The sequence below is a fragment of the Companilactobacillus paralimentarius DSM 13238 = JCM 10415 genome, from assembly GCF_001434985.1.
GTDB lineage: Bacteria > Bacillota > Bacilli > Lactobacillales > Lactobacillaceae > Companilactobacillus > Companilactobacillus paralimentarius.
The window spans coordinates 12,817-27,285 of the sequence record NZ_AZES01000017.1; the positions used below are offsets into that span (position 1 = coordinate 12,817).

At 35.6% G+C, this 14,469-nt stretch carries 14 protein-coding genes; 13 read left to right on the forward strand and 1 reads right to left on the reverse strand.

What is annotated here, in order from left to right; translation table 11 throughout:
• Window position 1: 1 nt before the first annotated feature.
• The 13 genes from FD33_RS01550 (at window position 2) to recD2 (ending at window position 13,455) form a co-directional block, all read left to right on the forward strand.
• Window positions 2-739: a DivIVA domain-containing protein gene (locus FD33_RS01550; RefSeq protein ID WP_056955695.1), complete on the forward strand. Its 738-nt coding sequence runs from the start codon at window positions 2-4 to the stop codon at window positions 737-739.
• Between the two features lie 176 nt (window positions 740-915).
• The gene (gene ileS, locus FD33_RS01555) at window positions 916-3,693 is read left to right on the forward strand and encodes an isoleucine--tRNA ligase (protein WP_025084734.1); all 2,778 of its coding nucleotides are present in this window, start codon (window positions 916-918) and stop codon (window positions 3,691-3,693) included.
• 12 nt (window positions 3,694-3,705) lie between these two features.
• Window positions 3,706-3,921, forward strand: coding sequence for a cold-shock protein (locus FD33_RS01560; RefSeq protein ID WP_025084733.1), 216 nt, complete (start codon window positions 3,706-3,708; stop codon window positions 3,919-3,921).
• Between the two features lie 39 nt (window positions 3,922-3,960).
• Window positions 3,961-5,382: an MFS transporter gene (locus FD33_RS01565; protein ID WP_025084732.1), complete on the forward strand. Its 1,422-nt coding sequence runs from the start codon at window positions 3,961-3,963 to the stop codon at window positions 5,380-5,382.
• A complete protein-coding gene (locus tag FD33_RS01570; RefSeq protein WP_025084731.1) occupies window positions 5,375-5,944 on the forward strand; it encodes an NUDIX hydrolase in 570 nt (189 codons plus the stop codon). Before FD33_RS01565 ends, FD33_RS01570 begins: the two co-directional genes overlap by 8 nt.
• The gene (locus FD33_RS01575) at window positions 5,945-6,232 is read left to right on the forward strand and encodes a hypothetical protein (RefSeq protein ID WP_025084730.1); all 288 of its coding nucleotides are present in this window, start codon (window positions 5,945-5,947) and stop codon (window positions 6,230-6,232) included. It begins immediately after the preceding gene.
• 10 nt (window positions 6,233-6,242) lie between these two features.
• The gene (locus FD33_RS01580; RefSeq protein ID WP_025084729.1) at window positions 6,243-6,932 is read left to right on the forward strand and encodes a 5'-methylthioadenosine/adenosylhomocysteine nucleosidase; all 690 of its coding nucleotides are present in this window, start codon (window positions 6,243-6,245) and stop codon (window positions 6,930-6,932) included.
• A gap of 12 nt (window positions 6,933-6,944) precedes the next feature.
• Entirely contained in the window at window positions 6,945-8,093 is a 1,149-nt protein-coding gene (locus tag FD33_RS01585; protein ID WP_025084728.1) for a cysteine desulfurase family protein, read from the forward strand.
• A 54-nt stretch (window positions 8,094-8,147) separates the two neighbouring features.
• Window positions 8,148-8,483 (forward strand): hypothetical protein, encoded by a 336-nt coding sequence (locus FD33_RS01590; protein WP_025084727.1) that lies wholly within the window; start codon window positions 8,148-8,150, stop codon window positions 8,481-8,483.
• A gap of 13 nt (window positions 8,484-8,496) precedes the next feature.
• Window positions 8,497-9,615: a tRNA 2-thiouridine(34) synthase MnmA gene (gene mnmA / locus FD33_RS01595; protein ID WP_025084726.1), complete on the forward strand. Its 1,119-nt coding sequence runs from the start codon at window positions 8,497-8,499 to the stop codon at window positions 9,613-9,615.
• A 162-nt stretch (window positions 9,616-9,777) separates the two neighbouring features.
• On the forward strand, window positions 9,778-10,428 hold the full coding sequence (locus tag FD33_RS01600; protein ID WP_025084725.1) for a histidine phosphatase family protein: 651 nt from the start codon (window positions 9,778-9,780) through the stop codon (window positions 10,426-10,428).
• An 8-nt stretch (window positions 10,429-10,436) separates the two neighbouring features.
• The gene (locus FD33_RS01605; protein ID WP_025084724.1) at window positions 10,437-11,099 is read left to right on the forward strand and encodes a tetratricopeptide repeat protein; all 663 of its coding nucleotides are present in this window, start codon (window positions 10,437-10,439) and stop codon (window positions 11,097-11,099) included.
• Window positions 11,092-13,455: an SF1B family DNA helicase RecD2 gene (gene recD2, locus FD33_RS01610; RefSeq protein ID WP_056955696.1), complete on the forward strand. Its 2,364-nt coding sequence runs from the start codon at window positions 11,092-11,094 to the stop codon at window positions 13,453-13,455. Before FD33_RS01605 ends, recD2 begins: the two co-directional genes overlap by 8 nt.
• Before the next feature lie 33 nt (window positions 13,456-13,488).
• On the opposite strand, the gene FD33_RS01615 is transcribed toward recD2, so the two are convergent.
• Complete coding sequence (locus FD33_RS01615) at window positions 13,489-14,442, reverse strand: diacylglycerol/lipid kinase family protein (protein ID WP_056955697.1); 954 nt, start codon at window positions 14,440-14,442, stop codon at window positions 13,489-13,491.
• Between the last annotated feature and the right edge of the window lie 27 nt (window positions 14,443-14,469).

Consider the following 14,469-nt stretch of genomic DNA (forward strand, 5'->3'; position numbering starts at 1 on the left):
TATGGTATTGTCACCAGTAGAAATACATGATAAAGAATTTGATAGTAAATTTAGAGGCTATGACCGCGACCAAGTGAATGACTTTCTGAAACAAGCAGCTCAAGATTATAATCTGGCATTACAAAAAAATGCTGAGTTAGAAAAACAACTTAAAGATACTACTGACCAATTAAAGTATTTTACTGATATGAAGGATGCTTTGAATCAATCTATTTTGGTTGCTCAAGAAGCGGCTGAAAAGGTGAAATCCGAATCAGAACAGGAAGCACAGATTATTGTAGAAGAGTCTCAGAAAAAAGCTCGTGATTTACTAAATCAATCAACTGATAAATCTAATCGGATTTTGCAGGATGCATCTGATCGTGCCCGTCAAGTCACCATTGAGACTGATAATTTGAAAAAATCAGTTAATTCATTCCGTCAAGGTCTTCAAGGAATGCTCAAGCAACAACTTGACATGGTTGAAAATCCTGAGTGGTCTAAGCTTAATGACAGTACATCTACTGAAAAATTAAAACAGGAAATTGGTGATCAAGCCAATGGTACTACTCAAGACTATCAACCTAATGTACAAAATAATGAAAATATGCAAGATCAGGTTTCAAAGTCAGATCAAATGAATTATAATGATAATATTCAGAATGACCAACCAGACGAATCTTATACGATTAATCATCAACAAAATGAACCTACGTTCAATTTTCAAGATGACGCTGATGGTGATTCGAAGGAAAATTAAGAGAATAAGTGCTTAGAGTAAATTTTTTCAGCGAGCTAGCAAATGGTGTGAGGTTAGTAAAAATTCTTTAGGTATATCGGCTCTTAAAAAACCGTATATTAATTTACCAATAGGTGGTATAGCGAGAACTCGTCCTAGATTGGATGGGTTCTTTTTATTTTAGAAGGGGTGAAAGAATGCGAGTAAAAGATACTCTTAACTTAGGTAAAACTAAGTTCCCAATGCGTGGTAATTTGCCAAACAAAGAAGCTGAATGGCAAAAGGCTTGGGAAGAAAACAAACTTTACGAAAAGCGACAAAAATTAAACGAAGGTAAACCAACTTTTGAATTACTAGATGGACCTCCATTTGCTAATGGTGATATCCATATGGGACATTCATTAAATAAGGTTTCAAAGGATATTATCGTTCGTTACAAATCAATGAATGGATTCCGTTCACCTTATGTTCCTGGTTGGGATACTCATGGTCTTCCAATTGAACAACAAATGGCTAAAAAGGGTGTCAAACGTAAGGAAATGAGCATGTCCGAATATCGTAAGTTATGTTACGATTTCGCTCAGGGTGAAATTAAGAAACAAATGGCTGGGTTCAAACGTTTAGGTATTTCAGCTGACTGGGATCACCCATACATTACTTACCAACCTGAATTTGAAAAGGCTGAATTAGAGATCTTTGGTGAAATGGTCGATAAAGGTTACATTTACCGTGGTAAGAAACCTGTTTACTGGTCACCATCATCTGAGTCAACTCTAGCTGAAGCTGAAGTTGAATATAAGGACATCAAGTCACCATCAATCTTTGTTGCCTTCAAAGTACGCGATGGTAAAGGTGTAGTTGACAGTGATGCTTCATTCATCATTTGGACAACAACTCCATGGACAATTCCATCTAATGAAGCTATCTGTGTAAATCCTAAATTTATTTACGCTGAAGTTAATGCTGATGGTAAGAAATATGTTGTTGCTCAAGAAAGAATCCAATTCGTTCAAGAACAACTTGGTTGGAAAAATGTTGAAATTCTTAAAACATTTAAGGGTGCTGAACTTGAAGGTTTGACAGCTACACATCCATTCTATGATCGTGAATCAGAATTAATTCTTGGATTCCACGTTACACTTGATGATGGTACTGGTTTGGTTCATACAGCTCCTGGATTTGGTGCTGATGACTTTGTTGTTGGTATGAAATACAAGTTGCCTGTTTTCTCACCAATCGATGCACAAGGTCGTTTCACAGATGAAGTACCAGAATATGAGGGTGTCTTCTACGATGATGCTAACAAGATGATTACTGAACGTATGAAGGAAAATGGTTCATTATTGAAATTAAGTTTCTTCACTCACAGTTATCCACATGATTGGCGTACTAAGAAACCAGTTATTTTCCGTGCTACACCACAATGGTTTGCTTCAATTGATAAGTTTAGACAACAAATTCTTGATGAAATCGAAAAAATCGACTTCAAACCTGCTTGGGGTAAAACACGTCTTTACAACATGATTCGTGATCGTGGTGATTGGGTAATTTCAAGACAACGTGCTTGGGGTGTTCCACTACCAATTTTCTATGCCGAAAATGGTGACCCTATCATGACTAAGGAAACTGTTGACCATGTAGCAGACCTAGTAGGTAAGTATGGTTCTAACGTTTGGTTCGAAAAGGATGCTAAGGATCTTCTTCCAGAAGGCTATACAAATCCAGGTAGTCCAAATGGTAAGTTTACTAAGGAAACTGATATCTTGGATGTTTGGTTTGACTCTGGGACAGCTCATTCAGGTGTTGCTAAGACTCGTGATAATTTAACATTCCCAGCTGACTTAATTCTTGAAGGCTCTGATCAGTATCGTGGTTGGTTCAACTCAATGCTAGTAACTTCCGTAGCTGCTTATGGAGTTGCACCATATAAGGCTGTTATGTCACAAGGTTTCACTTTGGATAAGAATGGCGTTAAAATGAGTAAATCACTTGGAAATGTCATTTCACCTAGTGATATCGAAAGACAATTTGGTGCCGAAATTATCCGTCTTTGGGTTGCTTCAGTTGACTCAAGTTCTGATGTTTCTGTTTCAGTTGACTCATTTAAACAAGTTTCTGAAACATACCGTAAGATCAGAAATACTATCAGATTCATGTTAGCTAACACAACTGATTTTGATCCAAAGACTAACGCTGTCGCATATAGTGATCTTCGTCCAGAAGATAAATATATCAAGGTCAAGTTGAATGACTTAGTTAAGAATGTTTTGGCAGATTATGACAAATATGATTTTGCTGACGTTGAGAAATCAATTGTTAGTTTCATTGTTAATGAAATGTCAACATTCTACTTAGATTTTGCCAAAGATGTTGTTTATATTGATGCTGAGGATTCACATGCTCGTCGTTCAATGCAAACTGTTATCTATGACGTAGTTGTTAAATTAGCTAAGATGTTGACACCAATCTTGCCACATACTATGGAACAAGTTTGGGAATACCTTAAAGAATCAGAAGATTATGTTCAATTAGCAGAAATGCCAGAAGTTGAAGATCTTCCTGATCAAGCTGAAATCGAAAGTGATTGGACAACCTTCATGGACTTTAGAGACAATGTTTTGAAGTCACTTGAAGTTGCCCGTGCTGATAAAATGATTGGTAAATCACTTGAAGCTAAAGTAACCGTTCATCCAAGTACTGACTTAAAAGCTGTTCTTGATAAAATTGATAGTAATTTTGGTCAATTATTAATCGTTTCTCAATTTGAACTTTCAGATCAAGAATTAGCCAATGCCGATAAGTATGAACTTGCTGATGTTTTAGTTGAAAAGGCTCAAGGAGACGTTTGTCAAAGATGTCGTATGATCAAGACTGACGTTGGTAGTGATAGTAATTATCCAACATTCTGTGCTAGATGTGCTAAGATTGTTGCTGAAGAGTATCCAGAAACAAAGACTGAGGGCTTTGATGATTAGGAATGGTGAATAATGTTCACAGGAAAAATAGTAAGGTTCAATAAGGACCGTGGTTTTGGTTTTATAAATAATGGGGAAGAAGATATTTTCTTCTTTGCGGACTCAATTCTTAATCGTGAGGACTTTTATATTGAAAAAGGTCTCGGCGTTACTTTTGAGATTGCACCTGGTTATAAGGGACCACAAGCTGTTAATATTAATATCAAAAAAGAAGAAAGCGCTGAATAGTGCTTTCTTTTTCTTTGAGGAGAAAATAGGAGAAAAAATATGGACGAGCAAGCAAATCCAAGAAGATGGATGATTCTGATCTCAGTTGGTATTTTTACTTTAATGGCAACGCTTGACGGTTCAATTGTAAATATTGCCTTGCCGGTTATTAGTAAAAATTTGAATATCGAAATGAATATGGCTGAGTGGGTCGTTTCCATTTATTTAGTCACAATTTGTATTTTCTTATTAATGTTTGGAAAAATTGCTGATTCAATCGGTAAAATAAAAGTATTCAAGATTGGTTCAGTAATGTTTATTATCGGTTCCATCGTTTGTGGTTTGAGTGATAATTTAGTAATGCTACTGGTAGGTAGAGTAATCCAAGCTACTGGTGCATCAATGGCAATGGCTACTAATAACGGCATTATTACTGAAACATTCCCCTTACGAGAACGCGGTTATGCTTTGGGCTATATTGGTTCATTTGTATCTATAGGAGCAATTGCCGGACCAGGAATTGGTGGTTTAATTTTAGGCCATTTTCACTGGAGTTATATTTTTTGGATCAATATTCCAATTGGTTTGGTAGCATTGATCTTGGGCTATGTCAATTTGCCTAAAGTGGAAAAAACCAATCCAGTTAAATTTGATAAAACTGGTTTTGCAGCATATTTTGTAACATTGTTGCTTTTCTTTGGAGCTATTTTTGTTGGTCAATCAATTGGATTTACTAATCCTTATATTATTGTGGCATTTGTAGCTGCTATAATTTTCTTTGGAATATTCTTGACGATTGAGAAAAAAGTTACTAATCCGATGATTGAATTAAGAATTTTTCGTAATCATAATTTCACGTTAGGACTAGTAGCGGGATTCTTTATTTTCGTCACTAATTTCTTCTTCAATGTGATTTCACCATTCTATTTAGAAAATGCCTTGGGTATCGCTGCTTCAACGGCAAGCTACATCTTAATGGCTTTTCCATTAGTACAGGTTGTAGTTGCTCCTATTTCTGGTAAAATATCAGCAAAGGTTAATCCAATTGTTTTAACAATTGTTGGATTGGTTGTAATCGAATTGGCCCAATTGGGATATTTAGCTTTCAATTTGAAGACAGAAATCTGGTTTATTTTATTGTGTATCGGGTTAAATGGCTTGGGTAATGGTTTATTCCAGGCGCCGAATAATACAATGATTATGAGTTCAGTTGAGACTAAAGATTTAGGAATTGCTGGTGGATTGAATGCCTTATCTCGTAATTTAGGTATGATAATTGGAGTTTCTGTTTCCACAACAGTCCTATTTTTATCAATGAGTAAATTCTATGGTAAGTCAGTCACTACTTACGTTGAAGGTAGACCGGATATTTTTATTGACGGGATGCGTGTTACAATGTCATTTGCAGTAGTTATTTGTTTGATTGCAATTGTGATGTCGGTCGTAAGATTAATAAAGTCAGGAAGGTCAAGTAATGAGTAAAGAAGATTCAAGATATTATGAAGAGATTGTTGCTAAGAAGAGAATGTTCGGAGGCAAAATTTTTGATGTTGATGTAGAACAAGTAGTTTTGCCAAACGGAATCCCTGATATTCGTGAAGTTGTTCAACATCATGGAGCTGTCGCAATTATTCCATTTACTAATGATGGCAAGATGATTTTTGTTAGACAATGGCGGACACCTTTAGAACAAGAAACTTTGGAAATTCCCGCTGGTAAAATTGATTCGGATGAAGGTAGTGACTTGAAAGAGGTCGCCTTACGCGAAATGGATGAAGAATTAGGATTAACAACTGATAATCTTGAAAAAGTGACAGCTTTTTTTGCCAGTCCTGGATATTCAAATGAGAAATTGACGGTCTTTAAAGCAACTGATTTGAAGAAAGTCGAGTTTAAACGTCCATTGGATCCTGATGAATTTTTAAATGTAGAAGAATTAACATTGTCTGAGGCTAAAGAACAAATTGACAAAGGTGTTATTTGTGACTCCAAATCAATCTATGCAGTTACTTACTGGGAATTAATGGAAGCAAAGGAAAAATAAATGTTTTCTAAATTGAAAGACTATTATCATTCAAAAATTAAATCAACTGATCAACCACAGACCGTAGTACGAGCTGATCAGGTTGAACAGCAACAGGAAAAGTTGCGTATGCAGGAACGCCGTCGAGCTGAACAAGAGTATGCAAAACAGCATCCTGAGCAAATTATTGAAGAAAAAATGCAATCTTTTGATAATAAGACAAATCGTTTGAAAAAAAAGTTAAATATTGCAATCATTACAGTATTCGGCCTAATTATCTTAGTGTTTTTAATATTATTTTTTATTTGAGGAGTAAAGTATGAAAATTGGTGTAATCGTTCCAATGGAAGAAGAAATTAAATTAATGAAGGAATCTTTAACCGATGTTAAAAAAGATTCTGTAGCTGGAGTAGATATTACAATTGGTAATTATAAAGATCATCAAGTGTATTTAGCTCAAAGTGGAATTGGTAAAGTACAAGCGGGAATGACAACGACAATTATCAATGAACGTTATCAACCAGATTTTATTGTTAATACTGGTTCAGCTGGTGGTATTGGTGAAGGTCTACATATTGGTGATGTTGTTATTTCAGACAAGATGGCTTATCACGATGTTGATGCAACTGGCTTTGGTTATAAAGTTGGTCAGTTACCTCAACAAGAGCTTTACTTTAATGCAGATAAGACTTATGTTGAAAAGATTGCGGCCGCTGCTAAGAGAACAGGTTTGACATCACGTGTTGGTTTGATTGTAACTGGAGACCAATTTATTGACGCAGCTGAAAAAATTGCTACAATTAAAAAGTCTTTCCCAGATGCCTTAGCATCTGAAATGGAAGGTGCAGCTGTGGCTCAAGTCTGTACACAATTCAAAACACCATTCGTTGTTATTCGTTCAATGAGTGATGTTGGTGACGAAAGTGCTAGTGTAAACTTTGACGAATTTGTTCTACAAGCTGGACGCAAATCAGTAACAATGTTGCTGAACTTTTTAGACCAAGAATAGAGGGGATTTATTGTGGCATTTGTTTATTTAGATAATGCTGCTACGACACCAATGGCTACATCTGTAGTCGATGTGATCAGCGATCAAATGACAAATAATTTTGGTAATGCTTCTGCTACCAATTATTTTGGGCGTCAAGCTCGTAAAGTTTTAGATGAAAGTCGGCATGTAATCGCTCAAAGTATCAATGCAAAAAATTCAGAAATTGTTTTTACAAGTGGTGGTACTGAAAGTGACAATACGGCTGTCGTTGAAACAGCTTTATCTAGACAAAAATTAGGAAAACATATTATAACAACAGCGATTGAACACGAAGCTATTTTGAAACCATTAGCCTACTTGGAATCACTTGGCTTTGAAGTTACTTATCTTAAGCCTAATGAACGTGGTGAAGTTACTGTTCAACAAGTTAAAGATGCGTTACGTGATGATACTATTTTAGTAACAATCATGTATGGTAATAATGAAGTTGGTTCAATGAATCCTATTAAAGAAATTGGTGAATTATTAAAAGATCATCAAGCCTTTTTCCATACGGATGCTGTACAAGCTTATGGCATGGAAGATATTGATGTCAAAGCTGAACACATTGATATGCTTTCAACATCAGCACATAAAATCAATGGTCCTAAGTTTATCGGTTTTTTATATATTAATGACGATATTCATATTCCATCTTTTGTTAAGGGTGGAGATCAAGAAACTAAACGTCGTGCAGGAACTGAAAATGTGCCTGCCATTGCTGGTTTTGCTAAAGCAGTACAATTGATCACACCAGATGAAAAGAAAGCTCGTCAAAATCGTTATTTTGGTTTCAAACAAAAGATTCAAGAAATTTTGAAAGAAAACAATATTCCTTTTGGAATTAATGGGCCTACTGATAGTCATGCATTAAATCATGTGATGAATTTGTATTTGCCAGGTATTGATCGTGGGGTCTTGTTGACTCGTTTAGATCTTGAAGGCTTCGCTATTTCTGGTGGTTCTGCATGTACGGCCGGTAGTTTGGAACCTTCTCATGTCTTAGTAGCAATGTTTGGTGAGGATAGTCCTAAAATTAATGATTCAGTACGAATTAGTTTTGGTAAGGACAATACTGAGGCCGAAATTGTTAAATTTACAAATAAGTTAGTAGATATCGTTTCCGACTTGACTAATTAATTAATTTTATTCAAACTTATAACTAATAATGATTATTTATAAGGGATGATAAATATGGATAAAAAACAAGCTCAAGTACTTGGGGACCAAGAAGTTTATGAATTAAGTCCAGAGGTCAAACGTTATTCACTAATGGATAGTGGTTTTAAGGAAACTAACAAGGGTGGATTCCGTTTGGAACATCCACTCAATGGGACTTCCCCATATGCAGCTAGATTTTTTGTTAAGGCTGTTGTTAGTAAAGATTTAGGTAGTTTGAAACTATCAATTACCGATAAAAGTGGTATGCACAATATTAATATCTTTAAATTGAAGGATTCTGAAGAAGAGATTCAAGATTACAGATATTTAATGGACTTTTTGAAAGAAAAACATGTATTAGCAAAATAAATGAGGTTTTAAAATGGATAATAAGAAGAAGCGTGTTGTAGTAGGTATGAGTGGTGGCGTTGACTCGTCAGTTAGTGCACTTCTTTTGAAACAACAAGGCTATGAGGTTATCGGAGTATTTATGAAGAACTGGGATGACTCAGATGACTCCGGTGTATGTACTGCAACTGAGGACTATGAAGATGTTGCTAAGGTTGCCAATAAGATTGGTATTCCTTATTACTCAGTTAATTTTGAAAAAGAATATTGGGATCGTGTATTTGAGTATTTCCTAGACGAATATCGTAAGGGAAGAACTCCTAATCCTGATGTTATGTGTAACAAAGAGGTTAAGTTCAAAGCTTTCTTGGACTATGCCAACAAGCTAAATGCTGACTACATTGCAATGGGTCACTATGCTCAATCATTCCGCGATGACAATGGCGTTGTTCATTTGTTACGTGGTGGCGATGCCAACAAGGATCAGACTTACTTCCTAAGTACTGTTCAACAAGAGCAACTTCAAAAGGCTTTGTTCCCAATTGGTGGTATGCAAAAGTCAGAGGTTCGTCGTATTGCTGAAGAGGCTGGTTTGTCTACGGCTAAGAAGAAGGATTCAACCGGTGTATGTTTCATTGGTGAAAGAAACTTCCGTAAGTTCTTGAGCGAGTTTTTGCCTGCACAACCTGGTAAGATGATGACACCTGCTGGTGAGATCAAGGGTGATCATGCTGGTTTAATGTATTACACAATCGGTCAAAGATCAGGACTTGGTATCGGTGGTAACGGTAAGTCTAACGAGCCTTGGTTCGTTGTTGGTAAGGATATGAAGAAGAATGTTCTTTATGTTGACCAAGGATACGATAATCCTAGATTGTATGCTGATCATCTAGAAGCTTCAGATCTTTCATTCATCACAGGCTTAGATTATGGCGATACTTTCCATGCCACAGCTAAGTTCAGATATCGTCAACAAGATACTGGCGTTACAGTTCACGTATTAGGTGATGGTAAGGTTAACGTTGAGTTTGATAATCCTGTTCGTGCGATTACACCTGGACAAGAGGTTGTTTTCTATGATGGTGAGGAGTGCCTTGGCGGTGCTACTATCGATGCTGCTTACATGGCTGCAAAGAAGTTACAATATATTTAATGATTAAAAAATAGACATCTGTTAGAGTTTGTAATACACATAGATGATATGTGTATCTCTAACGGATGTTTTTTTATTCTCTGTAAAAATTGGGCTTAACTTGAAAAAAGATGTTAAAAAATCCATAATTGTAATTAATTAACTTTGTAAGGTGAGAGAAAAATGGAATTGTATTTTGTCAGACATGGAAAGACCCAATGGAATTTAGAGGGAAAATATCAGGGTGGACATGGGGATTCGCCTTTGTTGTCAGAAAGCTTGCATGATATTGGCTTGTTAGCAAAGCGATTGGAAAATGTGGAGATTGATCATATGTATTCAAGTCCACTTCCACGTGCTAGAACAACAGCTGAAACTTTAATTAAAGATTTGCATCGTGACATTGACTTGTCCATTGTTGGTGATTTACGAGAATTCGATTTAGGTATTATGGAAGGTCGTAAATTTTCAGAGTTAGAGCGTGAAATGCCTGAAGTTATTTATGCTTTTAGGCATCAACCTAAAGATTACGATTATGATTTAATTCGTGGGGAGTCTTTTGAAGAAGTAGCAAAGAGAACAACGAATGCTGTGCAAAGGATTGTTGAAGCCAATCATGAAAAAGGTAGTGTTGTAATTGTTAGTCATGGTGCTGCTTTAGTTACGATGATTCAATCATTATTAGGTACAAAAGTTGATGAAATTAGAAAAGATGGTGGATTGTCAAATACAAGTTTGACACATTTACAATATAAAGATGGCCAATATAAGTTGGTCGAATGGAATGAAACGGGATACTTACACAAGAAACTTGAGAGTTCCGATACGATTTGAGGTATTAGATGGATAAAAAAGCAGAACAATTATTTAACGATGGGAATAAACAAGAGGCAATTAAATTACTTGTTGCTGATTTAAATAAGAATCCGAAACAATTACCAGAAATTTTACAATTATCAACTTATTTAGTGCAAGCTGGAGATTTGGAGCAAGCTGAAGAACTTTTGGCTCGTTCCTTGGAAATGTTTAAAGACAATCAAGATCTACTTTATAACTTGGGAAATGTTTATTATTTGGCTGATAAGTATGATAAAGCTAATCAAATTTTCCAGAATCTGATTGATGATAATTATGCCTTTGAAGCTTATTTTATGATGGCTAAAACATTGGATCAGCAGGGAAAACGTCAATTAGCAATTATGTACGCTTTGACAGCTGTTGAAAAAGCTCCCAAAGATTTACAAGCTAATGAATTATTAGCCGATTTATTGCTGGCTAACGGTAATTTTGATGAGGCCTTAGGATTTTACAGGACAGCTAATGAAATCCATCCAGAGGCCAAGAATTACTTTAATATGGCATTATGTGCAATGAATCTTAAGAAGGATTATCAAAGTTATTTAAATGAATCTAAAAAATTAGATCAGGCCTACTATTTGAAACATGAAAAAAAATTAGCCGATCTCCAAGAATTTATCAAACAACAAGGAGAGAAGAATGACTGAAAGTGATAAACAGTATTTTGTTGGCACCGTTAAAGCCATATTCTTTGAGAATCCTGAAAATTTATTTAAAATCTTTACGATCAAGATCAAGAAAACCAATACAGATTGGGATGCTAATGATATTGTCGTAACTGGTAGTTTTGGTGAAATTTCAGAAGAAGAAGAATATCGTTTTGAAGGCAATATGGTTGATCATCCAAAATACGGTAAACAATTTCAAGCCACTTCTTATAAGCGTAGTCGTCCTAGTGGACGTAAAGAATTGATTAGTTTCTTTTCCAGCGATGAATTTCCCGGTATCGGTAAAAAGAAGGCTGAAAAGATTGTTGATGAGCTGGGAGAGAATGCAATTGATAAAATTTTGCAAGATCCTCATGCTCTCGATTTCTTGAAGTTGGGTGAAGAAAAAACTAACAATATTGTTGATCAAATTTCTAAGAATCATCTAACCGAGCAAGTACTGTACCAACTGAATAATTATGGCTTTGGAACTACTTTGAGTGCTCGCATTTTTCAAAAATACGGTGCTCAAACGTTGGATAAAATTACAGAGGATCCATATCAGTTAGTTTTGGATGTCAAAGGTGTTGGTTTTAAACGTGCTGACGAATTAGCTAAACGTTTGGGTATCACGGGTGATGATCCTCGAAGAATTAAGGGTGCTTTGATTCAAATGGTTAGTTTGATCATCAATGAAACGGGGGATACTTTTGTATCTCAGAATGATCTGATCAAACGTGCAAGTGGTGTTCTGAATGCCAATTCAACTCCGGATTTGAATAAAAAATTATTATCAGGCTTGAAAAAACTAGTCAATGATGGTGCATTGGCAGTTGAAGATGGACACGTCTACGAAAAGAATTTGTCTGATAGTGAATGGTCGATTGCACAGTCACTTAAAATGATTACTGATACTTTTAAAGGTGTGGAATGGACCAAACATCAATTTAAAAAGGAATTGAAACATGTTGAAAAGACTTTTAAAGTTCAATATGATGAGTCACAAGAAAAAGCCATCGAACAATCATTAACGCATTCAATTTTTCTTTTAACCGGTGGTCCTGGAACTGGTAAGACTACTATTATTAATGCTATTGTGTCATCTTATGCTAAGTTAAATGATGCAACACTTGATCCTAGTTCTGAAGATTATGCGATTGCTTTAGCTGCACCAACAGGTCGGGCGGCTAAACATATGGGTGAGTCTACTGGTTTACCAGCAATGACAATTCATCGTTTACTAGGTTTAACAGGAACTGAAGATGATGAATTTGCCGAACCAACTTTAGATTGTAAGCTTTTGATTATTGATGAGATGTCCATGGTAGATACAAAACTCTTTAGAACACTAATCAATGCAGTTCAACCTGGTACACAAGTTGTTCTTGTAGGTGATAAAGATCAGTTACCATCAGTAGGACCAGGACAAGTGTTTTCAGATTTGATCAACAGCGATGTTTTCCCAACAACAATTTTGAATGAAATTCACCGTCAGGATGAGGATTCAACTATTATTCAATTGGCACATGATATTAATGAAGGTATTATTGATGATGCTATTTTCCAAAATAAAGCTGATCGAAGTTTTATCAATTGTAATAGTCGAAATGTTCCAGAGGTTCTATCACAAATTGTTAGCAAATCAGAGGACCGTGGGTTTGATATTGCTGATGTTCAAGTCTTGGCACCGATGTATCGAGGTCAAGCAGGTATTGATAATTTGAATGTTGTTATTCAAAATGTTGTGAATCCAATGGCACCTAAACGAAAAGAAGTTTCTGTTGGTAATACTAAGTATCGGATTAATGATAAAGTCGTTTATTTGGTTAATACTCCAGAAGATAATGTTTTTAATGGTGAGATTGGTAAAATTGTCGGGATAATTTTAGCTAAGGAAAATACCGATCACGTTGATAAACTAATTATTGATTTTGATGGTAATGAAGTTTCATTGGATCGTAAGGATTGGATTAATATTTCTCTAGCTTACTGTACCTCGATTCATAAGGCTCAGGGTTCGGAGTTCGAAATGGTTATTTTACCTTTAGTCAATGAAGAATCAAGAATGTTACGTCGTAATTTACTATATACAGCAGTAACTCGTTCAAGACGTCTCTTGATTATGGTTGGCGACCGTTCGGCTTTTGAAAGGTCCATTCGTGATCAGTCAAACGAACGTCAGACTACTTTAAAGGAACGAATTTTTGCTACTTTTAAAATTAACCCTAAAAGGGAAGAGCCTGAAGAGGATAAGGCTGAACCGAAGGATTATCATTTAACATTGGATATGGTAATGAATAATTCTATTGATCCAATGATTGGTATGGATAATGTAACTCCATATAATTTTCTCTAAAAAAATAACGCCTAGTGTGATTGAGAAGTCACATTAAGCGTTATTTTTTATAGGTAACCAGAACGGGTGTCGACTAGTTTCGAAATTAAAATCAAATTCATGTTGATTTAATTCTTCGCCATCCATTTGGCCATGTTGTTCGGTGTAATTTTTTAATTCGAACTGTTCAGCTTCAATATGCCAAACATTTTTATCTTGTAAGTGTGATCCATTTGTTAACAATCTGGTCAATAATTTAACAAGTTTAGGTGTACTGATCTTCTTAACCACTACCAAATTTAAATGATGGTTAAAAGGAGATGCGGTAGGATCAATAGCAAAGCCACCACCAAAATAGGGATGGTTGGTTGCAACAACGACGTAAGCAGAATCGAAGTGTTTTTGATGTTGTTGGTAATTGACATCTAATCCGAAGGCTTTCTGACGTTTAAGTACTTTTAGCAGGTTGGTAAAGTAGGAGAGTGTTCCTAAGCCTAAATTATTGAGAAATTCTTTTCTTTCTGAATGATTGGTGTAATAGACGGTACTAGCGTCAAAACCGATTCCAATATTATTAATAAAATAATGAGAAAAGTCTTTGCTAGTAGCTTTCCCAACGTCAATCATCCGTGGTTCTTTCAAGGAAAGGATAGCTTGCATTAAAATGACTGGATCTTTGGTCTTTAATTTAATACCACGACAAAAGTCATTACCAGAACCACCGGGAATATAGCCTAAGGCGGTGTCTGGATAGTTAGAAGACTTAATACCGTTAACGGCTTGATTTAAAGTACCATCGCCACCGATGACGACAATTTTATTAGCTTGATGGAGATTGGCTAATTGCTTAGCAATTCTTTGACCATCACCGTTACATTTAGTTAAGTGAATTTCGTATGGAATATCTATTTGTTTTAGAAAACTTGTAACTTTGTTGCAAGCTTTTTGAGCACGTCCACTTCCAGCGTGATGGTTTAAAATTATTTCGATTCTTTCAGTTTTTTCCATTTTGTAACCCTTTAAATAAAAAAAGTA

Excerpts from the sequence above, each read along its gene's own strand:
- recD2 (WP_056955696.1), top strand. The coding sequence starts at position 11,092 with ATGACTGAAAGTGATAAACAGTATTTTGTTGGCACCGTTAAAGCCATA.
- ileS (WP_025084734.1), top strand. The coding sequence starts at position 916 with ATGCGAGTAAAAGATACTCTTAACTTAGGTAAAACTAAGTTCCCAATG.
- FD33_RS01565 (WP_025084732.1), top strand. The coding sequence starts at position 3,961 with ATGGACGAGCAAGCAAATCCAAGAAGATGGATGATTCTGATCTCAGTT.
- FD33_RS01590 (WP_025084727.1), top strand. The coding sequence starts at position 8,148 with ATGGATAAAAAACAAGCTCAAGTACTTGGGGACCAAGAAGTTTATGAA.
- FD33_RS01605 (WP_025084724.1), top strand. The coding sequence starts at position 10,437 with ATGGATAAAAAAGCAGAACAATTATTTAACGATGGGAATAAACAAGAG.
- FD33_RS01550 (WP_056955695.1), top strand. The coding sequence starts at position 2 with ATGGTATTGTCACCAGTAGAAATACATGATAAAGAATTTGATAGTAAA.
- FD33_RS01570 (WP_025084731.1), top strand. The coding sequence starts at position 5,375 with ATGAGTAAAGAAGATTCAAGATATTATGAAGAGATTGTTGCTAAGAAG.
- mnmA (WP_025084726.1), top strand. The coding sequence starts at position 8,497 with ATGGATAATAAGAAGAAGCGTGTTGTAGTAGGTATGAGTGGTGGCGTT.
- FD33_RS01575 (WP_025084730.1), top strand. The coding sequence starts at position 5,945 with ATGTTTTCTAAATTGAAAGACTATTATCATTCAAAAATTAAATCAACT.
- FD33_RS01580 (WP_025084729.1), top strand. The coding sequence starts at position 6,243 with ATGAAAATTGGTGTAATCGTTCCAATGGAAGAAGAAATTAAATTAATG.
- FD33_RS01615 (WP_056955697.1), bottom strand. The coding sequence starts at position 14,442 with ATGGAAAAAACTGAAAGAATCGAAATAATTTTAAACCATCACGCTGGA.
- FD33_RS01600 (WP_025084725.1), top strand. The coding sequence starts at position 9,778 with ATGGAATTGTATTTTGTCAGACATGGAAAGACCCAATGGAATTTAGAG.
- FD33_RS01560 (WP_025084733.1), top strand. The coding sequence starts at position 3,706 with ATGTTCACAGGAAAAATAGTAAGGTTCAATAAGGACCGTGGTTTTGGT.